This is a genomic window from Bacteroides sp. Marseille-P3684 (assembly GCF_900291465.1).
In the GTDB taxonomy this organism is placed as follows: domain Bacteria; phylum Bacteroidota; class Bacteroidia; order Bacteroidales; family Bacteroidaceae; genus Phocaeicola_A.
Map to the genome: position 1 here is coordinate 1,167,511 of NZ_LT985808.1, position 25,913 is coordinate 1,193,423.

A 25,913-nucleotide genomic window follows, 5' to 3' on the forward strand; every position below is an offset into this window, starting at 1 on the left:
ACAATACATTATGAGAGAAAAACGCAAACTAGCACGGTTGCTGTTTGCCTCCATCCTGCTGTCGGGTTCGTCGGTGGTGATGGCACAGACAGACAAACCGGTGACCGTCCGGCTGAAACAGGCTTCCATCCGGGAACTGTTCGTGGAAATCAAGAAGCAGGTGCAGGTGAACTTCATGTACAGCAACAATGCCGTGGAAGGACTGCAGAAGAAGGACTACAACTTTACCGATGCTTCGCTGGACAAGATTCTCAGCCATTGCCTTGCGGGGAGCGGACTGACTTACGAGATTGCCGATGACAACCGTACGGTGGTCATCCGGCGCAAGCAGGATGAGGGAAAGACGGCTACTGGAAAGGTGGTCGACCGTGAAGGAGAGCCGCTGGCAGGTGTCTCTGTCAAGCAGGAAGGGGCTTCCCAGGCAACCGTCACGGGCATTGACGGTTCGTTCAGACTTCCGCTGGCCGAGACCCGGGACGGGAAGCAGCCCCGGCTCACCGTGTCATTCATTGGCATGAAGACACAGCATCTCACCTGGAAGGGACGTCCGCTGAACATCTACCTGGAGGATGACTCGCAGAACCTCGACGAGGTGGTCGTGACCGGCTACCAGGTCATCAACAAGCGGGCATTGACGAGTGCCGTGACCACGGTCAAGGCGGAAGACATCATCCGTCCCGACTACACCTCCATCGACCAGATGCTCGAAGGGCAGGTCACTGACCTGATGTTCATGAGCAACTCCGGCGAGGCAGGGGTGGCGCCGAAGATACGTATCCGCGGAACCTCGTCCATCATCGGTAACCGTGAACCGCTGTGGGTGGTCGATGGCATCGTGGTGCAGGATGCCGTGCAGATAGCCCCTGAAGAGCTCAATGACCCCGACTTTGTCAACCGCATCGGTAATGCCATTGCCGGACTGAACCCGCAGGATATCGAACGGCTGGACGTGCTGAAGGACGCTTCCGCTACCGCCCTGTATGGCTCGAAGGCTGCCAATGGTGTCATCGTCATCACCACCAAGCGCGGACGGGTGGGCAAGCCGGAGATACGCTATACCAACTCGCTCAACTACAAGCTGCGTCCGCGTTACTCGGACCGCTCGGTGGATGTGATGAACTCGAAGGAGCGCATCCAGTTCTCCCGGGAACTGTATAACTCGGGCTATGTCTACAGCACCAACATCTCCCCGGTGGGGTATGAAGGGCAGCTCATGCAGCTCTACAAGCACCAGATAAGTTACGACGAGTTCGCGAGCAATGTCTCACGGCTGGAGACGCTGAACACCGACTGGTTTGACCTGCTGACGCATGACAGCTTCTCCCAGCAGCACACGATGAGCGTCAACGGAGGCTCGGATGCCGGGCGCTACTATGCCTCCATCGGTTATGCGGACACCGACGATGTGGTGAAGAACACATCGGACAAGCGTTACACCGCCGCGCTGAATCTCGATGCGAACCTGACGTCGTGGCTCGACGCCTCGTTCAACATGAAGGGGAACATCACCCGGCGTTCCTATCCGCAGAGCTCCCTGTCTCCGGTGGAGCATGCCTACACGGCGAGCCGTGCCATCCCGGCTTTCGATGCGGACGGGGAGTATGCCTACTACAAGAAGATGGTGACCTCGTCAGAGGGGTACGACTACAATATCCTGAATGAGCTGGAGAACAGCGGAGTCGGGCAGGAGGGAAGCTCCTTCCAGCTGGATGCCAACTTCCGCTTCAAGTTCAATGACTGGCTGTCGGCGAATGCCATCGCTTCCTATTCGGCACAGAACACCACCATCGAGAGTTACTGGGGCGACCGGACGAATCATGTGGCGGAGTTGCGTGGAAGTGAGTACGGCACGGTGGCTCCCTCCACGAGTACCCTGCCGCAGGGAGGCGAGCTGAACACTCAGAACTCCCGCCAGAAAAGCTGGACCGTGCGTCTGCAGCTGGACTGGAACAAGTACTTCGGTGACGGGGAGAAGCATAACTTCAACGGAGTGGTGGGCTACGAAGCCAGTTCCACACGTTATAAGATGAACGATTATACGGCGAGGGGCTACTATCCGGACCGCGGGCTGTCGTTCGTCAACAACATCAACCTGAGCGAGTATCCGTCCTATGGCAGCTGGTTGGCGTCGAACGTTCCTCACCTGACGGATAACCTGAACAACATCATCTCGGCCTATGCCTCCTTCACCTACAGCTGGAATCAGATGGTCTATCTGAACCTCAACGGACGCATCGACGGCTCGAACCAGTTCGGCGACCAGAGCAACGACAAGCTTCTGCCCATCTGGTCGGTGTCCGCCTCCTTCAACTTCGGGCAGCTGGACTTCATGCGCGACCTCGACTGGATAGACTACCTCACGGTGAAGAGCTCCTACGGTTTCCAGGGAAACATGCTCACCTCCGAGTCGCCCGTGCTGACCATCACGAAGAATCCGCTTCATCCTTACTATAATGAGTTCACGGCGTCGGCAAACGGGAATCCCAATCCGAACCTGAAGTGGGAGAAGACCAACTCCTACAACATCGGTCTGGAGGCTTCCTTCTTCGACAGCCGGCTGCAGATGGAGGCGTCGGTCTATTTCAAGCGGACCAAGGATGCCTTCATGAGCAAGACAATCTCTACGGTCAACGGCTACGGCTCGTATACGGTAAACCGGGGCAACATCTCCAATGACGGATACAGTGTCGACCTCACCGTCAGCCCCATCATGAACCGGGACTGGCGATGGTCGGTGACGACCTCGTTTTCGCGTACGTTCAATGAGATCACCTCTTCACCCGATGGCGAATCTTATGAGCTGAGCGACTTCCTGAACGGCACGGCAGTGGTCAAGGGGGAGTCCATCGGGACGTTCTACTCGTACCGTTACCTGGGACTGAGCCCGGTCGACGGCGGCCCGATGTTCGATGACTGGGAAGACCACTATGAGGACCTCATCGGCTTGAGCAAGTATGACACCTATACCCGTGTACTCAAGGCGACCGGTTCACGCGAGCCGACCATGCAGGGCGGACTGAGCACGACCCTGCGCTGGAAGAACCTGCGGTTCTCGGCCATGTTCTCCTACAGCCTGGGTGCCAGTACCCGTCTGTTCGGGATGTACGGTTCGGCATCGGGCAATGCATACGACGCCGCTGAAATCCGTCCGGAGAACAACATGAGCCGCGATTATCTCGACCGCTGGCAGCATCCCGGTGACGAACGGCATACGGACATCCCCGCCATCATCGGGGAGGCCGACGGCAACTATTTCAAGTACAGCGGGCACTGGTCGGGACGGTTGGAATATGATGGTCAGGCGGTGCAGCCCATAGCCGACAGCTACTGGGACATGTATGACTACAGCGACCTGCGTGTGGTGAGCGCCAACTACCTGAAGTGTGGCAACATCAGCCTTTCCTATGTCTTCCCGGACGAGTGGATGCAGCCTTACGGCATCAGCCGTCTGGAGCTGACGGCCTCGGGCAGCAATCTCTTTACCATTGCCGACAAGGACCTGAAGGGGCAGACCCCGACGCAAGGTGGCTTCACGACCATCCAACTTTCAGACCGTCCGAGCTTCTCGCTCGGTTTAAGTGTAACCTTCTAAAATGACCGATGTATGAAAACAATGATAAGAACCTCGCTCCTTCTGCTGGCAGGCATGTTCGCCGGCTCGTCCTGCTCGGATTTCCTGGAGGAGTATTCACAAGACAAGGCACAAGTGGAGAGCTGGGAGGACCTCAACGAACTTCTTCTGGGGGATGGTTACCTGCAACCCTGCCGCTTCGTGTCGGATGACGACGGCAGCTTTACTGTCAGCGAAATACACAGTAATCTTGACATCCTGCACTTCATGAGCGATGAACTGAAGGAGAATCCTGACAACGAAAACGACCTTTTGAGTTACCGCTCCGACAAGTTTGCCTTCTACACCTGGCAGCAGGATACGGGCGTAGACCAGGACCTGCGCTATGTGGGCGGTGACGAAGCCTACTGGAACATGCTCTATGAGAAAATCAACACCTGCAACATGGTGTTGGCGCTCATCGACGAGCAGCCGGCTTCCCGGGAAGATGATGTGGCAGGCAGGGAACGGGTAAAGGGAGAGGCGTACTTCCTGCGTGCTGCCTACTACTTCCTGCTTGCCAACCTGTATGCACAGCCCTACCATCCGCAGACGGCTGCCTCCACGCCGGGAGTCCCCATCAAACTCTCCGAATACGTGGAGGACCGCGAGTTCACACGCGAACCGCTGACTACCGTTTACCGACAGATACTGGCAGACCTCGAACAGGCGGAAGCCTGCCTGCAGGGCAAAGAGCGTGTGTCGGTCTATCATGCCGACCTGACCGCCACCCTCCTGTTGCGCAGCCGTGTGTACCTGTACATGCAGGACTGGGAAGCCGCAGCCCGCGAGGCACGGCGGGTGCTCGAACTGCAGGACGGCCTGCTCGACCTCCACTCCCTGACTCCGGGCACGGATGTCGTTTACCGTGATTCGCCCGAGACCATCTTCTCCATGGGCGGCTACATGATTTCCGTCGCCTTTGCCGACTGGCGCGGGATGTTCGACAACTACATGCCTGCCTACTTCATTTCCGATGAGATGATGGAGCTGTTCCAGCGGGGAGACCTGCGTACCAACCTCTTCATTGGTGCCAGCGAGAACTTCCGTCAGTCTCCCGTCTTCCTGAAGGTCAATGGACAGCAACGTGCGTGGGGCAACTACAGCGAGGTGTCCGACTGCTTCCTGCTGCGTACCCCCGAGGCTTACCTGACCTTGGCGGAGGCTTCGGCCTGTGCCGGCGATGAGGCTGAGGCACGGCGCGTCCTGGAGACTTTCCTTGAAACCCGTATGGAGACTGCTCCGAGCATCACCCAGACCGGAAGCGAACTGGTCGGACTCATCCGCGACGAGCGTGCCCGTGAGTTTCTGCTGGAGGGCCATCGCTGGTTTGACTTGCGGCGTTACACCGTGTGCCAACCCTACCCGTGGAGCAAGACCATCGAGCACGGACATGTGTATTATGACTCTTACTACCCGTTGCGCTGCGACTACTACCGGCTTGAAACCAATGACCCTGCCTATACGTTGCCCATCCCGCGGAAGGTGCTGGAGTTCCAGGTGTCGCTGGGAGACAACGAGCGTCCGGCACGCAAGCCTGCACGCAGCGAGAATTATTAAGTCCAAGTTATTCATTCATCTGTAGACTATGAAACATTTGACACATTATTATATAGGTATGTTGCTTGCCGGAGCTCTCGGGTTCCTGGCAGCCTGCTCTTCCGACGAGGAGCTGCTGACGCCCAGCGGCGAGGACACCAACTTCTTCCTTCCGAAGGAGGATGACCACAGCGCCGAGGCGGAATTGCGCCGTGACTTCTTTGACGAGACCGGAGTCTATCTCTTCTTCAACGACACGCTTCGTCATGACCTCAATGGTACGGATGTCAACGGGGCCCCTGTCTATGCCACTGAAGTGCTGAACTTCCGTTACAGCCTGACGGGCTACAACAACGCAGCCTATGCCTTCGGCTATTATCAGACGCAGGAGGAAAAGGCGGCAGCGGCTGAGATGATTAAAGCCGACTTCCTCCCTCACCTCTCGCAGAACCTGCTGCCTTACTCAATCCTGCTGGTCAATGGCATCCGGGAGAACTCTTACGGTTCTACGTGGGAGGACCTGAGTTACAAATCGAACATCTATTGCATGGCTATCGACACAAAGGACGTGCTGCACCTGGATGAGGAGGAACGTCGGGAGATGGCTCTGGCGGTGCTGACCAATCTGGTTGATGATGGCATCAGTGACTTGAACTGGGATGATTACCAGGGTCCCTTCTACGACCTGATTCCGGCGGAGGTCTCCGACAGTTACCTGGGCGACCTCATTCTCGGATGGGACCGTACGCAGATGGAAGCCCTCTACGAGCTGGGATTCATCAGTTATTCGGAAGACTGGTATGACGAGTTCTACTATGATACTCCTCCGTATTCTGATTGGGATGACTTCTTTGAACTGGTGATGAACACTCCTTGGGAAGAGATTGAAGCGCAGTATGGAGCCTACAGCCTCCTCATGCAGCGGATGGAGTTGGTCAGACAGGCGATTCTGGCTACGGGATATAAGTTCTAACTTTTACAATTCACGAGTACACTATGAAACAATGGCTGATAAGTCTGCTTGCCGCACTGGTCCTGGTGGCTTGCAGCGATGATGACAACAGACTGACGGTTGAGCCGACAGCACATGGGACTGTGACCGACAACCAGGGGAACACCTATGGATGGGTACGTATCGGAGATCAGGAATGGACGACGGAAAATGCCCGGAATGGTTCCCGGGTGTGGAACGTGGAATACTATGTGCCTGACTACGGCTGGTATGAAACCATTTCCTTCGACGCTGACACCACTGACTATTTCAATGAGTACGGCAACCTCCTGAGCTATGAGGAAGCACTGGCATCCGCCCCCGAGGGTTGGCGTCTGCCTACCGATGACGACTGGAAGAAGCTGGAACGTGCGATGGGCATGGGAGGAGAGGTTGACCGGACGGGATGGCGGGGGAGCATCGCCTCCCTGCTGACGCGCTCCGACCAGGGCGCAGAACTGGGACTGAAACTCGGAGGCTCGGTGCTCTACAGCAGCGAGACATACGGAGTGGGATGCCTGTTGAAGTACGATGGGGAGGCAGGATACTACTGGACCTCTACCGTGGATGAGAGCAAGCCGGGAGGCGACGGCTACCGGATGGTGTTCTTCCGCAAACTGGTCAGCGGACAGGAAGGGGTGGAACGTCAGAGTGGCAACAACTCCAACAAGTACATGTCCGTCCGCTGGGTACGTGATGTCCGATAAACATTGAATTAGAAATGGTTTTAACTATCAGAACTCCATGAAACAACTAGTCTTGTTTTCGAATACCTGCAAAACCACATGAAGCCATGAACAGAAATAGATTTGTGTCTGTCCTCTCCGGTTGTCTGCTGACGATGGGAAGTGCACTGGGACAGGGAACTCCGGGATTTGTGCTTGACGGGCATGTCCCCGGACTGGAAGACGGTACGACCGTCCGTCTGGTAAACTTGGAGAAAGACGGCAGCAGGGGAGAACCACTGGGAGAGACAACAGCACGTGACGGACGTTTCACCTTCCGTGGCAGTGTCGTATCTCCCACACTCTGCCGGGTAGAGATTCTGCGGACGGAGACTTACGAGGACGGCTCCTCGTATGAGACGGAGACGGACACCCGTCTGATGCTGGAGAATGTCCACGTTGCAATGGAAGCCGTTCATCTCGACAGCCTCCCGCTGACGTATGAGTTCGGGCATTCTCCGTTGGAGAAGGAGCGTAATGCGACGGTCAGCGGTGGACGTGCCCAACAGGAATACCTCGCTTACCGGAAGGCTCTGCACGCTGCCGAGCTGGTCGCCTGGCAGATGGAACGCCGGTATGCGGACCTTCAGTTCTCCCGTCAGGAGAGGAGGAATGCAGACTCCCTTTCATACTACAAGCAGCGTTCCCAAGAGGCTGCCGGCAAGGTGAAAGAGCTGACCGATGCGTTTATCCGCAGCCATCCCGAGGCGTCCATCTCGGTGTATCTGGTCGGGCGGAAGCTGACGGAACCTTTCAGTCTGACGGCTGACGAACTGGACCGTTGGCTCGATTGTGTGAAGGGTACTTGCGACACGGTGCGTCTGGCACACGTCCGTCAGCAGGCAGAGGCATACCGGGAATACGTTGCCGGACAGCCGTTGAAGGACTTTGCGCTTCTCGATACCGGGAGGCAGCCGACAACTCTTGCTGCCGTCCGTAAACCGGGTGTCTATACATTGGTCGACTTCTGGGCGTCGTGGTGCGGTCCGTGTCGTGCGTCGATTCCGCATCTGAAACAGCTCCATGCAGCACAACCTGTTGCACTCGACATCATCAGTGTGTCCGTTGACCGCAAGGAGGCGGACTGGCAACGTGCCATGAAGGAGGAGCAGATGCCCTGGCGTCAGTTTACCGTCACGCCTGAGGTGTCGAAACAACTGTCCGAGCTGTATCAGCTGACGGGGATTCCTTTCCTGCTTTTGCTTGACCCGGACGGGAACATCCGGGTCGGTACGCACAGTCCCGATGTCGTGGAGCGTATGCTGATGCAGGAGGCAAGTGAGGAGACTGCCTTGTAATCGAGAAACCGCCGTATTGCAGGTCTTCTTACAACACAAACTCCACTTCTTTGAAGGCATAGGGGCGCAGACGGCCTTCCGTGTCTTCAAGGATGATGAGACCACTGTCCTCCACATGATGGAGGCGGGCATTGAATACTCCGTCGGCATCCCGGTAAGGATGGAAGTCGCGCCGGCGGAACAACGCCTTGCGGTAGTGTTCGCGGATGGTTTCCACCTCGCCACGCTCCAGCATGCGGTAGTAGGATTCGAAATGTTTCAGGATGCGTTCCAGCACATGCTTGCGCTTGCAGTGTATTCCGCAGACCTGGAGCAGTGATACTGGATTGGGTGCGCCGCCTTTGAACTCCGTTTGATTGATGTTCAAACCGACCCCGATGATGCTGCGGGCAATGTGTGTGCCCGAGAGGTCGTTCTCGATGAGGATGCCGCCAATCTTCTTGTCGCGCCAGTAGATGTCGTTGGGCCACTTGATGCTGAAGCGACGGATGTAGTGCCGGAAGACATCGAGCACGCTGAGTGAGATGATTTGCGACAGCAGGAATTGCTGTTGGGCGTGCAGGAACGTCGGATGGCACGACAGGCTGAAGAGCAGGTTCTTCCCCCGCGCCGATTCCCAGGAGTTGCCGCGTTGTCCCTTGCCGCCGGTCTGATATTCGGCGGAGATTACGAGGAACTCTTTGCCTGGACTGTGTTCATGGTTGCGGATGGCGTTGTTGGTCGAGTCGGTCTCGTCGACACGTATGATTTCGAAGTGGTCAAGGTAGTGTTTCATATGCGGTTCTCATTTTGCGTGTGAGTTTCTGGGGGGATGGAATAGCCGACGGACGGGCTTATTCCAAGGGAGGATAGAAGGCATCCTCGATGTGCTCAATGCTGTGGCTGGCAGCATTGCCGGTGACGGCAATCACATCGAAACGTACCGGCATGTCCAGGTTGAACCGCCTCAGGTAGGCGTCCGTAGCCCATACGATGCTGCGTACCTTCCGTTCGTCGATGGCTTCATAGGGGTCGCCGAAGCTGCCGTTCCGTCGGGTCTTTACCTCGACGACGACCAGCGTCCCGTCCTGCACGGCGATGATGTCGAGCTCGTGACGTCCGGCACGCCAGTTGCGGTGGCGGATGTAGTATCCTTTTGACAGGAGGAAATCTGCTGCAAGGTCTTCTCCGGCTTGTCCCAGCAGGTTGTGTTCAGCCATAGTTGTTGTCTTTTTTGCAAATTTACTCTTTTTATCTTTCGTTATTTACTCAGAGCAACTAAATTTGCAGGTAGTATGAGCAAAGAAGTCAAAAAACGGGTAAAAGTAGCTCCGACCGAACCGAAACGTACGCGCCGCCTGGTGTGTCTGGTGAGCGAGGATGAGGCAGCCATCGTCGACCGTTACTTGCATAGATACAAGATAACGAACAAGGGACGCTGGATGCGCGAGACCATGCTTGCCTTCATCTGCCGTGCGATGGAGGATGACTACCCGACTTTGTTCAACGAACATGATATGCGACGCTGACTATGCCCGATGATTCCTATTACATGAGACAGGCGCTGGCGGAAGCCCGTCTGGCGGCAGACTGTGGCGAGGTGCCGGTGGGTGCCGTCGTGGTGTGCCGCGACCGCATCATTGCCCGTGCACATAACCTCACCGAGACACTGACCGATGTCACGGCTCATGCCGAGATGCAGGCCATCACTGCAGCCGCTCATACCTTGGGTGGCAAATACCTCAACGATTGTACGCTTTATGTCACCGTGGAGCCCTGTCCCATGTGTGCCGGGGCCTTGGGCTGGTCGCAGCTGGGGCGTCTGGTCTATGGCGCAGCCGACGACAAACGGGGCTATCACCTGTATGCTCCTGCCGTGCTCCATCCCAAGACGGTGGTGGTGAGCGGCGTGCTTGCCGATGAGGCGCGGACGCTGATGCAGGAGTTCTTCCGGAAAAGAAGATAGGAAAACAAACAGGACAGAAGCAGAAGAGGTCATCGGACCTTCCTTCTGCTTCTGTCCTGTTTGTCGTATTTCGTCTTGCTGCCTTGTGTCGGAAAGGCTTTTCCTCAGTCCACTTGTCCGAGTGAATTGCCGAACTCCATCTCGCCTTGCACGACGAAGAGGATGTCCTCGGGGTCATATTCACCCATCTGGTCCTTCTTGGCCTCCTTCACGATGTAGTCTACGATGGCATCCTGGTCGATTTCGATGTAGCCGTCGCTGTCGGGCTCCACATCCAGGCATCCGCTGGAAGCATAGTAATCCACGATGAGGTCCAGGAAATAGTAGAGTTCGTCGTCGGTGAACTTCTCTTTCAGGTCCTGCGGCAGGTAGTTCTTAATGAACTCCACGGTCTTTTCATCGTCCAGGTCTTCCTGCAAAAATTCATCTGTTGCCATATCGGTGCTCTTTATCGGTTAAAAAATATCCGCTTTCCTCCCCTTGTGCGGAAGGGGACGAAAGCGGATCATATTCCATCTTTCAATCAGAGAATAGCCTTGAGCTTATCCTCGAATACGGACTTCGGAGCGGCGCCAACCTGCTTGTCCACTACTTCACCGTTCTTAAAGAACAGTACCGTCGGGATGTTGCGCACACCGAACTTTCCTGTCAGAGCGTCGTTGGAGTCAACGTCGCACTTACCAATGATTGCCTGTCCTTCATATTCTTGAGCCAAAGCTTCAATCTCCGGAGCAATCTTCTTACAGGGACCACACCATGTAGCCCAAAAATCTACTACGAGCGGCTTGCCTGAGGCCAGCAGTTCGTCAAAGTTCGCGTCAGTAATTTGAAGTGCCATAATTTTCTGTATTTAATGAATTCGTCGCAAAGGTATTAATTAATTTTGAATTCCAACTCCGGACGGCTCTTTATGTAAGTGATGAGGTCACGCTTAACAGATATTTTAACTTTATTGGCTTTCATCGTGACATGCATCTTGTTGTCCCTGTCGACCACGCGGAAGTGCAGCTCGGCGTTGCCGGGATTCTTCTGCACGAGCGTGGAGATGTCGGTTATCAGCTCTTTGTCAAGAGACGAGAGCGGAGTTGTGATGGTGATTTTGTCTATCAGGTTCTCCTTCACATCGGGCAACAGCTCGATGGAGCCTATCTTCAGGTCCAGTTCGTTGGGGTTCCACTGACGGGGAAGGCACTTCGCCCGTATATAGAGGAAATAGCCTTCGCGCAGGTAGTTGCACCACGTGAGCCAGTCGTTGCCGAAGAAGGGGATTTCGCCGGAGCCGGAGTAGTCCTCCAGCTTCACGATGCCGAAGGGCTTGTCGTTCCGCGTACGCCCTTCCCGGACGTTGGTCACGATGCCGCCCATCGTCAGTTCCCGGTTGACCAGGGCCGACTTGTCGGCAAGGTCGGACATGTGGGTGTTGCAGACGTTCTCCAGGATGATGGCGTAGTCGTCCAGCGGGTGGGCGGAGAGGTAGATGCCCACCAGTTCCCGTTCACGGTTCAGACGGTCGAGCGAGTTCCACGGTTCGAAAGGCGGAATTTCGGGCTTGGCAATCTCCACCTGGTTCTCGCCGCCGAAGAGGGAGTTGATGGCTGCGGCTTTGTCTACCTGATATTTTGCCCCGTAGCGGATGAGCAGTTCGGTGAACGTTTCGCCTTTGGCATTGGCGGCAAAGAACATCTCCCGCTTCACGCCGGGCAGGGAGTCAAAGCCGCCCGCCAGTGCCAGGTTCTCGACGTTCTTACGGTTGCACGCCAGGAGGTTGACCCGCTGCACGAAGTCGAAGATGCTCGTGAAAGGACCGTTCTTCGTGCGTTCGTCGATGATTGCCTGCACGGCATTCTCGCCGACTCCCTTCACGGCTCCCAGTCCGAAACGGATGTCTCCCCGTCGGTTGACAGAGAACTTCATGATACTCTCGTTCACGTCCGGTCCCAGCACCTGTACGCCCATCACCTTGCACTCGTCCATCAGCTTGGTGATTTCATCGATGCGCGAGATGTTGCGGCTCAAGTTGGCAGCCATGTACTGGGGAGGATAGTGCGCCTTGAGGTAAGCCGTCTGGTAAGCCACCCAGGAGTAGCAGGTCGCGTGTGACTTGTTGAACGCATACGAAGCGAACTTCTCCCAGTCGCCCCAGATTTTCTCCAGAATCTTCGGGTCGTGTCCGTTCTTCTTTCCACCCTCGATGAACTTGGGCTTCATGTGGTCCAGCTTGTCGCGCAGCTTCTTTCCCATCGCCTTACGCAGGGCGTCACTCTCACCACGGGTGAAGTCCGCCAGCAGACGGGAGAGCAGCATGACCTGCTCCTGATAGACCGTGATGCCGTAGGTGTCCTTCAGATACTTCTCCATGACGGGGATGTCGTATTCGATGGGCTTGCGTCCGTGTTTGCGGTCGATGAAGTCGGGGATGTAGTCCATCGGTCCCGGACGGTAAAGGGCGTTCATGGCGATGAGGTCCTCGAACGTGGACGGCTGGAGCTCGCGCAGGTACTTCTGCATGCCCGGCGACTCGAACTGGAACGTACCGATGGTGCGTCCTTCGCTGTACAGTTTATAGGTGGCGGCATCGTTGATGTCGATGGAGTCGATGTCTATCTCCAGTCCCAGACTCAGGCGGATGTTCTCGATGGCCTCCTTGATGATGGAGAGTGTCTTCAGTCCGAGGAAGTCCATCTTGATCAGTCCGGTGTCTTCGATGACCGAGCCTTCGTACTGTGTCACCAGGATTTTCTCTCCGGTGTCCTTGTCGTCGGCCGTACTCACGGGCACCCAGTCGGTGATGTCGTCACGGCAGATGATGGTGCCGCAGGCATGTACGCCGGTATTGCGGACGTTGCCTTCCAGCATCCGGGCATACTTGATGGTGTCGCGCAGGACGGGGTCGGTCGATGCCTCCGCCTCCTGCAGCTCCGGGACATATTCGATGGCATTCGCCAGGTTGACCTTCTTGTCGGGTATCTTGTCGGGGACGAGCTTGCAGAGGTAGTTCGAGGTGGCTAGCGGAAGCTTCTGCACCCGTGCCACATCCTTGATGGCAAGTTTGGTTGCCATGGTGCCGTAGGTGATGATGTGTGCCACCTTCTCCTGTCCGTACTTCTCGGTGACCCAGCGGAGCACGTCGCCCCGTCCGTCGTCATCGAAGTCCACGTCGATATCCGGGAGGGAGATACGGTCGGGGTTGAGGAAACGCTCGAACAGCAGGTCGTACTGGATGGGGTCAATCTTCGTAATCCCCAGGCAGTAGGCAACCGCCGAACCGGCAGCCGAACCACGTCCCGGACCGACCGAGACGCCCAGCTTCTCACGCGCAGCGGCAATGAAGTCCTGCACGATGAGGAAGTAGCCCGGGAAACCCATCGTCTTCATGATGTGAAGTTCGAAGAGCAGTCGCTCGCGCACCTCGTCGGACAACGGGTCGCCGTACCGCTTCTTGGCTCCGTCGAAGGTCAGCTTCGTCAGGTAGTCGGCTTCCAGCTTGATGCGGTAGAGCTTGTCGTATCCGCCCAGCTTCTCTATTTTCGCCCGGGCATCGTCCTCACTCATCACGACTTCCCCGTGTTCGTTGCGGGTGAACTCGTTGAAGAGGTCTTCCTCGGTGTATTTCCTGCGGTATTCCTCCTCCGTCCCGAAGTCCTCGGGAATGGCAAAGGTCGGCATGATGGGCGCATGGTCGATGGAGTAGAACTCCACCTGGTCGCAGATGCTGACCGTGTTCTCCATGGCTTCGGGCACGTCGGCAAAGATGGCGTTCATCTCCGCCTTGGTCTTGAACCACTCCTGCTTGGAGTACATCATGCGGTTCGGGTCGTCGAGGTCCTTGCCCGTGCTCAGGCAGATGAGCCGGTCGTGCGCCTCGGCATTCTCCTCGTCGACAAAGTGGACATCGTTGGTGCAGACGAGCTTCACCCCGTACTTCTTGCTGTATTCCTTCAGGTGCTTGTTCACTTCGAGCTGAAGCGGATAGGCTTCGTGGTTGGCACGGGGGACGGTTGCCTTGTGCAGCTGCAGCTCCAGGTAATAGTCATCCCCGAAGACACGCTTGTACCACTGCACGGTCTCTTCCGCCTCCGCAAACTGTCCGGCGCGTATCTTGCGGGGCACCTCGCCACCCAGGCAGGCGGTGCAGACAATCAGTCCTTCGTGGTATTTCTCCAGTTCGACCCGGTCGGTACGCGGACGCATGTAGTAGCCCTCGGTCCAGGCTTTGGAGACGAGCTTGATGAGGTTGTGGTATCCCTTGTTGTTCTTTGCCAGCACCACGAGGTGATAGCCGCTCTGGTCGGGCTTCCCTTCCTTGTCGAAGAGCCGGCGGCGTGCCACATACATTTCGCAGCCGATGATGGGCTTGAAGAGCTTGCCTTCCAGCTCGGTCACCTTTGCCTTGCAGGCAGCCACTTCTTCCGCCGGATTGTCTGCGGTCTCCTTGCCGCTCTCCAAGGCAGCGATGCGCTTCTTGAGTCCCTTGATTTCGTCTTTGACTTTTCCGTTCTTCTTGTTGACGTAGTTGTAGAACTCCTTCACGCCGAACATATTGCCGTGGTCGGTCAGTGCCATTCCCTTCATGCCGTCCGCCATCGCCTTGTCTACCAGACGCTGGATGCTCGCCTGACCGTCGAGGATGGAGTATTGACTGTGCACGTGCAAATGAACAAAATCATGCATGTTGATGTGAGTTTATTGAGGTTTCTTGTATGTTTATCGGGTTATGAATCGCTTCCGAGGGGATAAAGGTAGCGCTGTTTCGGGGAATCCCCAAGCATCGTTTGCCAACTTTAGCGGATTATAACAGATGGACCGGCACATGCCCCGGTTATCAACTCGTCACAAGAATGAGAAATAGCGGACATTCTTCAACAATATATGGTCCTTTTGCTTGCAGTATTCTCAAAATAGCTCTACTTTTGCAGAATAACCGCTAGCTATGTGGAAAATAAGAACCAAGCTACCTTTTTGGAATCATGAATAAATTAAAGAAGCTAAAGAAAATAAGACTTCATAGAGAAGGGACGCACATTCTCGTCCTCAGTTTCATCCTATTGGCGGGCATCAATGCTTTGCTGTTCTTCTTGGTCGACTCCAAAGCTCCCTTCAGTATCGTGGCGTTCCTCAGTCTCTGCCTTTATCTCTCCATGGTGAATTTCTTCCGTTGTCCCATCCGGCTCTTCGGACAAGAGACCGAAAAGATAGTTGTGGCGCCTGCCGACGGACGCATCGTCGTCGCGGAGGAGGTGGACGAACACGAATACTTCCATGACCGCCGTCTGATGATTTCCATCTTCATGGGCATCACCAACGTACACGCCAACTGGTATCCGGTGGACGGCGTGGTGAAGAGGGTGAGCCACCAGAGCGGCAATTTCCACAAGGCTTTCCTCCCCAAGGCAAGTACGGAAAACGAACGTTCGACAGTGGTCATCGAGACCCCAGAGGGCATCGAGGTCATGGCACGTCAGATTGCCGGAGCCGTGGCGCGACGCATCGTGACCTACGCCAGCGAAGGCGAAGAGTGCTACATCGACGAGCACATGGGCTTCATCAAGTTCGGCTCGCGTGTCGACGTCTACCTGCCCGTAGGCTCCGAGGTCTGTGTCAAGATGGGTCAGAAGACCGTGGGCAACCAGACCGTCCTTGCCCGACTCAAATGAGGACCGGCAACCCCTTGCCGCCCCACCAACCGCTTAGTTACTGAAAGCTTATGCCAAACTGCATTACCCGTTCCATTCCCAATCTGGTGACCTGCTGCAACCTGTTCTCGGGTTGTATTGCCACCGTCATGGCATATGAGATGCGCTATGAGCTGGCGCTCCTGTTCATCGTCATGGCTGCCGTCTTCGATTTCTTCGACGGCATGCTCGCCCGGCTGCTCAATGCCCGTTCCCCCATCGGGAAGGACATCGATTCACTGGCCGACGACATCAGCTTCGGTCTGGCCCCTGCCATGATAGCCTTTTCACTCTTCAAGGAAGTCCCTTACCCCGCTTTCCTCGAAGGTGTCGCCGAGTGGATGCCCTACACCGCCTTCCTCATCGCCGTCTTCTCGGCGCTGCGCCTGGCGAAGTTCAATGTCGACACCCGTCAGACGACCTCCTTCATCGGCATGCCGACCCCTGCCAACGCGCTCTTTTGGGCATCGCTCGCCGCCGGGGCACATCCGTTCCTGATTTCCGACATGTTCAATGCCCTGTGGCTTTTTGTCCTGGTGTGTCTGTTCTCCGGACTGCTGGTTGCCGAACTGCCGATGTTCTCACTGAAGTTCAAGAACCTGTCATGGGCTGACAATCAAACACAATATATCTTTCTCGGGGTGTGCATCCCGCTGATTGCTTTCCTGGGTATCAGCAGCTTTGCAGCCATCATCGTGTGGTACGTGTTCCTCTCGCTGGTCACCCGACGCAAGGCGTGAGTCCGCGTGGCACGGAAGTTGTAGTCTGTTTGATATACAAACCCGTCGCTCAACCCCGACCGAACAAACTTATCATCTATGGGATGTCTACTTTCTATACCTATTATATTACTGTTCCTTGTAATATTCTTCAGTTCCGCCCTCCTGCGCATCGTGCAGGCACTCCTTGGCGGCTCTTCCCGTACCAACCGACAGACGCGTGCGCAGTCGCAGACGGCTTCCGCTCATGAAGCGGAAGAAGAGACCTACTACGACAGCGACAGCGGCACTGCCTATCGCCGCCGGCACACCAACGGTCCGCGCCGCAAGATTTTTGCCCCCGACGAGGGCGAATACGTCGACTTCGAGGAAATCCGGGAAGACTGACCCCTTGCATTCCCTTCGCCATCCGTTATGGATGTTGCCCTTCTTTTGCCCGACAATGACTCTTGTTGCCGGGCTCTTTTGTATCCCTTCCGCTTCCCCTTTTCTGCTGCATTTGATTCGCTTTGGATTCCCACGGCGTGAGACTGTTATTCCCACGGCGTGGAACTGTGATTCCCACGGCGTGGAACCGTGAGTCCCAGGCCGTGGAACTGCGAGTCCCAGGCCGTGGAACTGTGAGTCCCAAGCCGTGGAACTGCGAGTCCCAAGCTGAAGGATATTTTCCGGGACGCTCATCAGGGAAGATGGATGCAGCGCAGAAGGTTGATTACCGGTGCGTTAGCATACAGAAAGCCCTCTTCCCGACTGTCGCAGCCGGAAAGAGGGCAATGGGTATAATCGAAGTTATAGAGAGTGCTCAGGTCATCGGTAAAGCTCCGACTTGGGATACTTGGAATACAAGTCCGGGTTCTGAAGTTCCTCCTTCTCGGGAATGCGGAAGAGGTAGTAGATGCTGTTCTTCACGAACGCGGTCCCGTCGGGCAGGTTCAGGCGCGAGTGACCGGCATTGGTCATGATGGGCTCCTGCTTGTCGTCATACATCGGATTACCGTTGGCGTCGTGCTGCTGCACCATGCATTGCTCACGTTCCACCGATTGCTGGTTGCGGATGATGTCCGTCAGTGAGAAACCCTCACCCCACAGCTCGCGGCGACGCTCCAGCCAGATTTCCTTCAGCAAGTCTTCTCCCGTGGCGGTCACTGCCGCAGCGGTATAGCCGTCTTTCATGCGGTGCTGACGGAAGGACTGCAGGAGTTGCTGCGCCTCGGACTCTTTTCCGGCGAGGTGGGCAGCCGCCTCCATCTTGATGAGATGGATTTCAGACGTACGCATCAGCAGGATGTCTGCCAGCATGTTGTCGAGGTCCTTGAAGCGGAACTTCGTGCACAGCATCTTGTACTCCTGACCCTGCTGCGTGTAGCCCAGGTAGTACATGTCCTTCCGGTAATCGCCCTCGGCGAACTGGTTGTTCACGAAATTCGGGTCGGCACACAGGCTGGTGTAGTAGGCACCTTCCGTTGTCGTATCCTTGAAGTAGAACGTGTACGCGGGGTCATTGTCGTCCAGCGTACAGGAGAGGCTCCAGATCCACTCCTTGTTGGTATAGTTGTTGAAGCCCTCGTTGAACTCGTCCTCGGTCATGATGTAGTCGTTGATGGCAAGCGCCTTGGAGGCATAGTCGTAAGCGTCCTGCCAACGGGCTGCATAGAGGCTTGTGCGTGCCAGCAGACCCAGGGTCGTCAGATGGTCAATCTTGTATTGGTCGGTTGCCACGCTGCCATGCGAATAGTTCTCGGGAATCAAGTCCAGCGCGTCTTTCAGGTCTGTCAGTGCACGGTCATAGACTTCGGACACGCTGGATGCCGGGATACCTTTCAGGGCAGAGTCGTAGGTGCTGGGCTCCAGCCAGATGGGCACGCACACCGCGTCCGGGTCTTTCTCGATGGAGAAGGAGTAGTGCGACGCCAGCATCATGTACATGTAGCCCCGGGTGGCGAGTGCCTGTCCCTTGATGAGGCTTTTCTCGGACGCATCGCCTTCGATGTCGTCGATGTGGGCAATGACGTTGTTGCAGTTGTTGATGGCGGTGTACATCAGGTCCCACATCACGCCGTTGTACTCACCGCGCGAATAGCCGTTCGTCAGGCTGTAGCTGGCGGAGAAACCGTAGCTTGCCGCACGCACCACGTCGGAGCCTCCGAAGTCATCGTTGATGAGGATGGAGTTCAAGCCCAGGGAGGCGTAGGTGGAACCGGAGGTGAACACGTAGTTCCACGTTCCTGCCAGCACGGCTTTGGCATTGTCGAGATTCTTGAATACCGCGTTGGTCTCCAACGAGGTGGTGGGGGTGGTGTCCAGGTCGCAAGCCACCAGGGAGCAGGACGCAAGGACCCCCATGCATATGTTTTTCAAACTTACTCTCATAGTCTTCTTCTTCTTTTAGAGTTTCACATTAATACCGAACGAAAGGGTCTTCATGGCAGGATAGCGCCAGTAGGTCACGCCGCCCAATGCCTGTTCCGGGTCGAGCCCCTGCTGCTTGGAGAAGGTCAGGAGGTTCTCTCCCTGCACATAGATGCTCACATCCTTCAGCATCGCGGGCTGAATCCACTTCTTCGGCAGGTTGTAGTTCAGCGTGACGGTCTTCAGGCGCAGGTAGCTTCCGTCGACCAGCCAACGGGTACTTGCCGAGGTGAAGTAGCTCGTCTGGTCATACTCCAGACGGGGTACGTCGGTCTGTGTATTCTCGGGAGTCCAGCGGTTGAGCAGGTCCTTGCTCATGGTGCTGCCGTTGGCACCGCTCACGCCCATCAGGCTTGCCTTGTCGCGGTTGTAGATTTTGTTGCCGATGGAGTAGGCAAACGCCATCGAGAGCGACAGGTCGCGCCACGTGAGGTCGGACTGGAAACCGCCGCTCACCTTCGGCAGGGCATTGCCCACCTTCACCTTGTCCTGCGACGTCAGCGAACCGTAGTTGGTCGTCTTCACCCGTTCGCCGGTCTCGGTGTCGGTCATGTACCACTGTGCATCGCCCGTCTCAGGGTCTACGCCTGCCCACTCGTACATCCAGAAGTCGTAGAGCGAGCCTCCCTTGACCCACTTCTTCGTGCCGCTCCACATCACGTCGGTGGGGATGCTGACAATCTCGTTCTTATAGGTCGTCGCGTTGACCGACAGACGCCAGGTCCAGTCGCGTGTCAGGATGGGGGTGCCTCCGAGGGTGAACTCCCAACCATAGTTTCTCACCTTGCCGATGTTGTCGTCGATGCTGGAGAAGCCTGACGAGGGCACCAGGTCACGGGCGAACAGAAGGTCCTTCGACGTCCGCTGGAACCACTCGACGGTACCGAAGAGGCGGTTGCTCCAGAGGCTGAAGTCCAGACCGATGTTGGCGTTCAGGTTCGTCTCCCACGACAGTTCGGGGGTGTCAAGCCGCGAGGTCGTCAGTGCCGTCTCTCCCAGGAAGCTGCCGATGCTGTAGAGCGCCTGGTAGGCATAGTAACCCACGTTGTCGTTGCCCTGTGCACCGTAGCTGGCACGGAGGGTCAGGTCTGAGAGCCACGAGCCGGCAGCCTCTTCCACGAACGCCTCGCGTCCGATTTTCCACGAACCGCCGAACGACCAGAAGGCTCCCCAGCGGTTGTCCGGATGGAAGCGCGACGAACCGTCGGCACGCATCGACACCGAAGCGAAGTATTTCTGTGCGTAGTTGTATTCTGCCTGTCCGAAGTAGCTCAACAGCTTGTACTGGTCGCTGTTGCCCGAGAATCCCGTCAGTGTGGACGCCACGTCAGGCTCGAAATACCCGTCGGTGATGACGTTCGAGCGGCTTCCGCCGAAGTTCGACGTGTTGTACTCATAGTATTCCTGACCAGCCATCAGGCGGACGTTGTGCACCTCGCCGAACGTATGTTCCCAGTTGACCACGTTGTTGAAGGTCATGCCTGTCGTGCGGGTGTTGCGCTTGCTGACCGAACCGGTCACAGGCTCCTTGCCGTAAGTCGGGTTGGCATAGTCGTGTGTGAAGCGGCTGTTGTAGTCGATGTTGAGCGACATCTTGTAGGTCAGTCCCTCGATGGGTGTCACCTGGAGGTAGCCGCGCACCGAGGCGGCATCGCGCTTGATTTCGTTTTTGTCATAGAGCATCGACTGCGCCTGGTTGTATCCGGCATACGAGCCGTGACGGTACTTGCCGTAGTCATAGACGCGCTGTCCGTTCTCGTCGAGCACATAGGCACCGGTCTCCGGGTCGCGCTCATAGACGGGGTAGAACGAGGGAATGCTGCGTGCGGCGAGTACGACGTTGCCCAGCGAGGAGTCATCGGACTTCGGGAAGTCCTGTATGGAGTGTGTCAGACCGACGTTCACGCCCACCTGCAACCATTTCGTCAGGTCCGAGGTGATGTTGGCGCGCAGCGTGTAACGCTTGAAGCCTGAACCGATGTAGGCTCCCTGGTTGTCCATGTATCCCAGGGAGAAGTAATATTGTGAGTTCTCGCTACCTCCCGACACCCGGGCACTCAGGTCTGTATAGTGGGCATCCTGCGAAAGCGCATCCTCCCAGCTGTCGTTCCACAACAGACGTGCCCCCTCGACGAGCTTGCCGTCCGTGCCGATGGGTTGCGGGTAGGCTGTTCCGTAAGGATTGATTCCGATATAGTTGAGTATCAGGTTCTGGGTGGCATAAGTGGCAGCCGCCTCAGCCGTGTCGGGATTCTTCAGACTCATACGCATGTTGCGGATGGCCTCCCACTCGAGCATGAAGTATTGTTCGGTGCTCACCTGTTCGTAGTCTTTTACGGCGCGGTCGGAGAAACCATATTTGGCTGAAATCTCGATGCTGGGAGCCGACTTCTTCGAACCCTGCTTCGTGGTAATCATCACCACACCGTTGGCGGCGCGGGAACCGTAAAGCGAAGCCGCAGCGGCATCCTTCAGCACCGTGATGGAGGCGATATCCTGATTGGAGATGGACGAGAGGGCGCCGTCATAGGGCACACCGTCGACCACATAGAGGGGTGTCGTGGAGGCATTCACCGAACCCACGCCACGAATCAGGATGGTGGCGTCCTCGCCCGGCTGTCCGCTGGCAGAGAACGACTGCAGACCTGCCACCGAGCCTTGCAATGCCTGTGACACGCTTGCTACCTGTGAATTGGCAATGATTTTCTTGTCGACAACACCAGCCGACCCCGTAAAGGTCGATTTCTTCGCCGTACCATAAGGGACGGCAATGACCACTTCGTCCAAGTCGGTTGTTTTCTCTCTCAGTTCCACGTTGATGGGGCCGTTTCCCTTGACGGGCACTTCCACGGTCTCATAACCGATGAATGAGAATACCAGTACACTTCCGGCATCCGCCTTGATGGTAAAATCACCGTCGAGCGATGTGATCGTACCTCCTGCGGTCCCCTTCACGGAAACTGTCACGCCAGGCATTTCCAGGCCGTTCGCCGTGACCTTTCCTTTCACCGTCATGTTCTGTGCATACGCTGCTCCTCCGAGCAACAGCGCACACGCCAATAAAGAAAGTTTTCTCATGCGATTAATACATTAAATGATACAAATCTTTTTACCTTAAGAGTTCTTCAAGTTCATCCTAAAGTCTCGTCAAATTTAGTTTCCGTCTGCAAAGGAAATGAAACAAACGTATACTTACAACAAGAAATCGGAATTTCCTCGTACTTTAACATTTGCATCCATAAGTTTTAACCCGCAAAAATGGATTAATTTACAATCAATATACAATCTGTACTATCATTTTGAAAGATATGTTCCTAATGACAGATAGGCAAGTGAATCGGGTTATTTGGTGTTCAACGGGCATGTGAACGTTTCTTAATGGTATCTTGGAGCGTTTCTTCGTTTAAACTCCTGTATTTAATAAAGTTTATGCTTTGCAAGAATATGTTTTACGTTATGGTTTTAGGATGTTGAGATTTTGTGGTGAGAGCCAGGGAAGGGAAGAGGGTTATTAGAATGGCGTTTGAATGGGATTTGAACAAAGAAAATCCTCCTTGCAGGAGGGGACACTCGTCTGCAAGGAGGATATTCTTTTTAGAAGGAAACAAGCAGTTTACCGCTCGCGATAAAGCACGTCGCGAATCTTGCCGAATCCTGTATATTCGCTGAGCAATGTCAGTGTGCCGGTAGTCTGGTTGAACTTGTTTTACCAAACATACCCCACAGACAGGCTGAAGGCGCTGCTTTTCAGGTTATATTGGGGTTGCAGACTCTTCAAGCCATGCGTGTAGCTTGCAGATACCGAATAATGTCGGGCAAAACGGAAGTCAATCCCGCATTCTGCACCATAGTCCCAACGTTTGAAAGCGTCTATATGATGGTAATCCTGGTCATAATCCGTTGTCGAATGCCATTTTTGGGACAAACCGTCAGCAGATACGACATCTCCCTTGAGTGATGCGACTGCATATCTTCCGAACAGGCCGATGGAGGGTATGATTGAGAAGTTATGCCCCATGTTGAGTTCATATCCGACCTTAATGGGGAGTTCAAAAGAAAGTGTTTGGGTATTCACTTCCTTGAACTCCGTAATTTGTGCCGATGTCGCTCCCACGTACGGACTCATTACGGAGAATTTTCCACCATATTGCGAGAGGTTGAGTCCGGAAAGGAGCAGCAGATGTGAAGTCAGACGGTAGAATATGTCACCTCCTATCTCTGCTCCCGCTTTTGCCGACTCATCATAGATGCGGTAAGCATCTCCACCCTGATAGCCGGAAACATTCATACCCACATGAACTCCATAGTTGAATCGCTGACCGAATGTTGCAACTACGGAAGTAAGTAGTAAAACGAACAACAGAATACGCTTTTTCATACTTGATACTATTTTTGTTTAAATCACTGTCCTTAAGACGCCGTCTCCCCCGGAAACCCTTACTCAAGAAGGAGGAAAAATGAGCTGAAGAAGAATTTTCTACTTTTTCCTGATAAGGAGTAGGAGTTTTTGGGCTCTTTTTCGTCATACTAATAAAACCTGGAAGCGCAAATGTTTAAAACATCCGAATTAGAGGAGTTGTTCAAGGAGAATTACGATGCGTTGTGTATGTTTTCAATGCATTATGTGGAAGGCTTTGAGGCTGCGGAGGACATTGTCATGGACAGCTTTTCGAAGTTGTATGAGAAGGTGTCTGCCGGAGAAAAGATAGTATCCCCCAAGCTGTATCTTTATCAGATGACCAAGAATGCCAGTATAGACTACGTCCGCAAAAAGTTGAATTTGAGTCCTATAGTTTGGAGAGTGCCGTCCGGATGCTTGAAGCCACGTTGGATGTCATAATAAGCAAGGAATGAAAAAGGGGATGTTCGCTGTTCTGTTTTTATGCATGGCATTGGCGGCATCGGCTCAGAAGTCTACCATCCATGATGTGTTGTTGCAGATTCAGAGAGCGTACAAGGTACATTTCGCTAGTCCTCACGACGCAAACAGGCAAACGGTCCTTGACGTGCAGTAATATCAAAACAGAGTTTTCGCTGTCCGTGGAGGTTGGGGATGTGTGGCGGGATATCATTTGGCTGTCAGGTGAAGCTTGGAGTCTTTGGGATTTTGACATTCTGTCATTCCTCGACAAAGTGTCAAACGAAGCCTCTCTATTTTGCCTTCAAACGGAGCGGAGGACGAGTCGGTGGATTTTTTTGCATTCTCAGGCGATTCGCAAAATACATCTTGCTGCCGTATGTACTCATGCCATCTCATAACGGAAGGAAATGCGTCTGGATGAAACCATAAAGCAACAGAACCGGGGAGCACGCTGTGCATTCTCATACCTTCCGTTTTTACGCCTCCGGGAACAAACCAGGAGTGAATGACTCTGAATTTGTGTTTCGAAAGTGTAAAACAAGTGTTTTGTCTTCCGAAGATTTGACATCGACGGATGAAACAATATTGTTTGACGCACCAAACACAAGTGTTTCACTTCCCAAACAATATTGTTTGACGAGTGAAACAATATTGTTTCACAGTATAATTATTCGTTTTTGCCCCGGATTTGGAATAAGTATGCACACACTTCCGTATGAATATTCCTAAAATAATCTACTTTGCGCGATTTCTTCAAAGTATGCGTTAGCCGGGAACGGTGTTTTGCCTTGTTTTGTCAAGTAGAACCCTTGTTTTGCTGGCATTGTGTCATTCCGTGCGGTCTTTCCGGTGAGTGGAATCTGTGGACGGAAGATATGAAAGAATCTGACAGAAGAATGGGAAGGAATGTTGGTTTTCTGCGGAATATTTTGTTACTTGCGTGCCAAAGATAATCAGGAAACAGCATGAAAAACGTACTTTGCTTTTTACTTGCCGGGGCAGGGCTGATGGCCTGTCAGTCGGCGGATGAGTTTATTGTGTCGGGAGAGTTCCCGGAGCCCTTTTCCGGGTCGGTTTATCTGACGTATGTGCAGCCGGACAGCGGATTAGTGAAGCTGGATTCGGTGGCACTGGAGGGGGATACGGAGTTCCGTTTCAAGCGTCGGCTGGACAACCCCGACACGTACCGGATTGTGACTGCTCCCGGGAAATATGACGGGGAGTTCATAGCCGAAGGCGGAAGCCAGTTCCGATTGAGCTTTGGCAATGAGCTGCATGAAGTGTCGGTGGAGGTGCAGAAAGGGGGCAAGGAGCAGCAGCTCTATGCTGACTATGCCATGAGCCTTGGAGACTTGTGTGAGCGGGAGCTCCAGCTCAACCGGGCGTACAGCGAGGCTTCGGAACAGGGTCCGAAGGGCATCTCGAAGCTCGACTCGCTGCAACAGCTGTTGAGCGCCGTGTTCACGGAGCGTGAGCAGGCGACGCGGGAGTTCATCCTGCAGCACCCGACGACGTATGTGGCTTGCCGACTTGCCGGCGAGCTGCTGATATACACCTATCCCGAACTGGAGGAAATCTACAGCCGGATAGACACGGTCACATTTGCCCGGACGCGCAGCTTCCGGGACTTCTACGGGAAATATGCGGACGCCCGCTCGCGTTGGTTGGTCGGACGCCCGGCTCCTGAGTTTGTGACCCGTACGCTTGACGGACGGGAGGTGAAGCTCTCCGATATGCGGGGCAAGTATGTGCTGCTGGACTTCTGGGCAAGCTGGTGCCGTCCGTGTCGCAAGCGTGCGGCTGAGCTAAAGGCGGTCTACGACCAGTTGCAGGCACGCGGCATCACCGTCTGTGGTGTGAGCATGGACCAGGACCGCACGCAGTGGAAGACTGCCACGCAGGAGGATGGCATCGTGTGGACCAACACGGGCGAGGGGCTTCCCTTCCGCGATAATGCCATTGCTGCCGCCTACAAGGTGGAACAGCTGCCGACGATGTTCCTTGTCGACCCGGAGGGTGTCATCGTGAAGCAGAACCCGGAAGTTGCTGAACTGCTGGCCATGCCTGTGGTGAAGGAATAAGGGGAGAACCTGCAAAGACGCCGGGACACGGGGGAGTAGTTCCCTTCCGTGTCCCGGCGTCTT

20 protein-coding genes are annotated in these 25,913 nt (G+C 55.1%); 12 read left to right on the forward strand and 8 right to left on the reverse strand.

What is annotated here, in order from left to right:
• Positions 1-10: 10 nt before the first annotated feature.
• The 5 genes from C8275_RS04370 to C8275_RS04390 all read left to right on the forward strand — a co-directional run bounded on the left by C8275_RS04370 (position 11) and on the right by C8275_RS04390 (position 8,163).
• Complete coding sequence (locus C8275_RS04370) at positions 11-3,592, forward strand: SusC/RagA family TonB-linked outer membrane protein (protein WP_106484248.1); 3,582 nt, start codon at positions 11-13, stop codon at positions 3,590-3,592.
• 12 nt (positions 3,593-3,604) lie between these two features.
• Positions 3,605-5,170: a RagB/SusD family nutrient uptake outer membrane protein gene (locus C8275_RS04375; RefSeq protein ID WP_106484249.1), complete on the forward strand. Its 1,566-nt coding sequence runs from the start codon at positions 3,605-3,607 to the stop codon at positions 5,168-5,170.
• Positions 5,171-5,198: 28 nt separating this feature from the next.
• A complete protein-coding gene (locus C8275_RS04380) occupies positions 5,199-6,122 on the forward strand; it encodes a hypothetical protein (protein ID WP_157948168.1) in 924 nt (307 codons plus the stop codon).
• Positions 6,123-6,145: 23 nt separating this feature from the next.
• Entirely contained in the window at positions 6,146-6,847 is a 702-nt protein-coding gene (locus C8275_RS04385; protein WP_106484251.1) for a fibrobacter succinogenes major paralogous domain-containing protein, read from the forward strand.
• Between the two features lie 86 nt (positions 6,848-6,933).
• Complete coding sequence (locus C8275_RS04390) at positions 6,934-8,163, forward strand: TlpA disulfide reductase family protein (RefSeq protein WP_106484252.1); 1,230 nt, start codon at positions 6,934-6,936, stop codon at positions 8,161-8,163.
• A gap of 28 nt (positions 8,164-8,191) precedes the next feature.
• On the opposite strand, the gene C8275_RS04395 is transcribed toward C8275_RS04390, so the two are convergent.
• Both C8275_RS04395 and C8275_RS04400 read right to left on the reverse strand, forming a co-directional pair.
• The gene (locus C8275_RS04395; protein WP_022385511.1) at positions 8,192-8,938 is read right to left on the reverse strand and encodes a biotin--[acetyl-CoA-carboxylase] ligase; all 747 of its coding nucleotides are present in this window, start codon (positions 8,936-8,938) and stop codon (positions 8,192-8,194) included.
• A 58-nt stretch (positions 8,939-8,996) separates the two neighbouring features.
• On the reverse strand, positions 8,997-9,362 hold the full coding sequence (locus C8275_RS04400) for a YraN family protein (protein ID WP_022385510.1): 366 nt from the start codon (positions 9,360-9,362) through the stop codon (positions 8,997-8,999).
• A 75-nt stretch (positions 9,363-9,437) separates the two neighbouring features.
• On the opposite strand from C8275_RS04400, the gene C8275_RS04405 reads away from it, so the two are divergent.
• Complete coding sequence (locus tag C8275_RS04405; protein ID WP_022385509.1) at positions 9,438-9,671, forward strand: hypothetical protein; 234 nt, start codon at positions 9,438-9,440, stop codon at positions 9,669-9,671.
• Positions 9,672-9,673: 2 nt separating this feature from the next.
• Positions 9,674-10,108, forward strand: coding sequence for a nucleoside deaminase (locus C8275_RS04410; RefSeq protein ID WP_106484253.1), 435 nt, complete (start codon positions 9,674-9,676; stop codon positions 10,106-10,108).
• A 104-nt stretch (positions 10,109-10,212) separates the two neighbouring features.
• On the opposite strand, the gene C8275_RS04415 is transcribed toward C8275_RS04410, so the two are convergent.
• The 3 genes from C8275_RS04415 to dnaE all read right to left on the reverse strand — a co-directional run bounded on the left by C8275_RS04415 (position 10,213) and on the right by dnaE (position 14,779).
• Positions 10,213-10,545: a hypothetical protein gene (locus tag C8275_RS04415; protein ID WP_022385507.1), complete on the reverse strand. Its 333-nt coding sequence runs from the start codon at positions 10,543-10,545 to the stop codon at positions 10,213-10,215.
• A gap of 86 nt (positions 10,546-10,631) precedes the next feature.
• Positions 10,632-10,946: a thioredoxin gene (gene trxA / locus C8275_RS04420; RefSeq protein WP_022385506.1), complete on the reverse strand. Its 315-nt coding sequence runs from the start codon at positions 10,944-10,946 to the stop codon at positions 10,632-10,634.
• 35 nt (positions 10,947-10,981) lie between these two features.
• Positions 10,982-14,779 (reverse strand): DNA polymerase III subunit alpha, encoded by a 3,798-nt coding sequence (gene dnaE / locus C8275_RS04425; RefSeq protein WP_106484254.1) that lies wholly within the window; start codon positions 14,777-14,779, stop codon positions 10,982-10,984.
• 296 nt (positions 14,780-15,075) lie between these two features.
• Here dnaE and C8275_RS04430 point away from each other — a divergent pair, with 296 nt between their 5' ends.
• From C8275_RS04430 to C8275_RS04440, 3 genes are all read left to right on the forward strand, one after another.
• Positions 15,076-15,762, forward strand: coding sequence for a phosphatidylserine decarboxylase family protein (locus C8275_RS04430; RefSeq protein ID WP_106484255.1), 687 nt, complete (start codon positions 15,076-15,078; stop codon positions 15,760-15,762).
• 50 nt (positions 15,763-15,812) lie between these two features.
• The gene (gene pssA, locus C8275_RS04435) at positions 15,813-16,520 is read left to right on the forward strand and encodes a CDP-diacylglycerol--serine O-phosphatidyltransferase (RefSeq protein WP_106484256.1); all 708 of its coding nucleotides are present in this window, start codon (positions 15,813-15,815) and stop codon (positions 16,518-16,520) included.
• A 78-nt stretch (positions 16,521-16,598) separates the two neighbouring features.
• Positions 16,599-16,886, forward strand: coding sequence for a DUF4834 family protein (locus C8275_RS04440; RefSeq protein ID WP_106484257.1), 288 nt, complete (start codon positions 16,599-16,601; stop codon positions 16,884-16,886).
• A gap of 420 nt (positions 16,887-17,306) precedes the next feature.
• On the opposite strand, the gene C8275_RS04445 is transcribed toward C8275_RS04440, so the two are convergent.
• The 3 genes from C8275_RS04445 to C8275_RS04455 form a co-directional block, all read right to left on the reverse strand.
• Positions 17,307-18,869, reverse strand: coding sequence for a RagB/SusD family nutrient uptake outer membrane protein (locus tag C8275_RS04445; RefSeq protein ID WP_106484258.1), 1,563 nt, complete (start codon positions 18,867-18,869; stop codon positions 17,307-17,309).
• Positions 18,870-18,884: 15 nt separating this feature from the next.
• Positions 18,885-21,986, reverse strand: coding sequence for a TonB-dependent receptor (locus tag C8275_RS04450; RefSeq protein WP_106484259.1), 3,102 nt, complete (start codon positions 21,984-21,986; stop codon positions 18,885-18,887).
• A 628-nt stretch (positions 21,987-22,614) separates the two neighbouring features.
• Positions 22,615-23,286: an outer membrane beta-barrel protein gene (locus tag C8275_RS04455; RefSeq protein WP_106484260.1), complete on the reverse strand. Its 672-nt coding sequence runs from the start codon at positions 23,284-23,286 to the stop codon at positions 22,615-22,617.
• Between the two features lie 171 nt (positions 23,287-23,457).
• On the opposite strand from C8275_RS04455, the gene C8275_RS14950 reads away from it, so the two are divergent.
• Both C8275_RS14950 and C8275_RS04465 read left to right on the forward strand, forming a co-directional pair.
• Positions 23,458-23,748, forward strand: a complete 291-nt coding sequence (locus tag C8275_RS14950) for a sigma factor (protein ID WP_022385498.1) — start codon at positions 23,458-23,460, stop codon at positions 23,746-23,748.
• A gap of 986 nt (positions 23,749-24,734) precedes the next feature.
• On the forward strand, positions 24,735-25,850 hold the full coding sequence (locus C8275_RS04465; RefSeq protein ID WP_106484261.1) for a peroxiredoxin: 1,116 nt from the start codon (positions 24,735-24,737) through the stop codon (positions 25,848-25,850).
• Positions 25,851-25,913: the final 63 nt, after the last annotated feature.

Bases quoted from the DNA above. Each gene is read 5' to 3' on its own strand.
- C8275_RS04370 (WP_106484248.1), top strand. From the start codon at position 11: ATGAGAGAAAAACGCAAACTAGCACGGTTGCTGTTTGCCTCCATCCTG.
- C8275_RS04375 (WP_106484249.1), top strand. From the start codon at position 3,605: ATGAAAACAATGATAAGAACCTCGCTCCTTCTGCTGGCAGGCATGTTC.
- C8275_RS04380 (WP_157948168.1), top strand. From the start codon at position 5,199: ATGAAACATTTGACACATTATTATATAGGTATGTTGCTTGCCGGAGCT.
- C8275_RS04385 (WP_106484251.1), top strand. From the start codon at position 6,146: ATGAAACAATGGCTGATAAGTCTGCTTGCCGCACTGGTCCTGGTGGCT.
- C8275_RS04390 (WP_106484252.1), top strand. From the start codon at position 6,934: ATGAACAGAAATAGATTTGTGTCTGTCCTCTCCGGTTGTCTGCTGACG.
- C8275_RS04395 (WP_022385511.1), bottom strand. From the start codon at position 8,938: ATGAAACACTACCTTGACCACTTCGAAATCATACGTGTCGACGAGACC.
- C8275_RS04400 (WP_022385510.1), bottom strand. From the start codon at position 9,362: ATGGCTGAACACAACCTGCTGGGACAAGCCGGAGAAGACCTTGCAGCA.
- C8275_RS04405 (WP_022385509.1), top strand. From the start codon at position 9,438: ATGAGCAAAGAAGTCAAAAAACGGGTAAAAGTAGCTCCGACCGAACCG.
- C8275_RS04410 (WP_106484253.1), top strand. From the start codon at position 9,674: ATGCCCGATGATTCCTATTACATGAGACAGGCGCTGGCGGAAGCCCGT.
- C8275_RS04415 (WP_022385507.1), bottom strand. From the start codon at position 10,545: ATGGCAACAGATGAATTTTTGCAGGAAGACCTGGACGATGAAAAGACC.
- trxA (WP_022385506.1), bottom strand. From the start codon at position 10,946: ATGGCACTTCAAATTACTGACGCGAACTTTGACGAACTGCTGGCCTCA.
- dnaE (WP_106484254.1), bottom strand. From the start codon at position 14,779: ATGCATGATTTTGTTCATTTGCACGTGCACAGTCAATACTCCATCCTC.
- C8275_RS04430 (WP_106484255.1), top strand. From the start codon at position 15,076: ATGAATAAATTAAAGAAGCTAAAGAAAATAAGACTTCATAGAGAAGGG.
- pssA (WP_106484256.1), top strand. From the start codon at position 15,813: ATGCCAAACTGCATTACCCGTTCCATTCCCAATCTGGTGACCTGCTGC.
- C8275_RS04440 (WP_106484257.1), top strand. From the start codon at position 16,599: ATGGGATGTCTACTTTCTATACCTATTATATTACTGTTCCTTGTAATA.
- C8275_RS04445 (WP_106484258.1), bottom strand. From the start codon at position 18,869: ATGAGAGTAAGTTTGAAAAACATATGCATGGGGGTCCTTGCGTCCTGC.
- C8275_RS04450 (WP_106484259.1), bottom strand. From the start codon at position 21,986: ATGAGAAAACTTTCTTTATTGGCGTGTGCGCTGTTGCTCGGAGGAGCA.
- C8275_RS04455 (WP_106484260.1), bottom strand. From the start codon at position 23,286: ATGAAAAAGCGTATTCTGTTGTTCGTTTTACTACTTACTTCCGTAGTT.
- C8275_RS14950 (WP_022385498.1), top strand. From the start codon at position 23,458: ATGTTTAAAACATCCGAATTAGAGGAGTTGTTCAAGGAGAATTACGAT.
- C8275_RS04465 (WP_106484261.1), top strand. From the start codon at position 24,735: ATGAAAAACGTACTTTGCTTTTTACTTGCCGGGGCAGGGCTGATGGCC.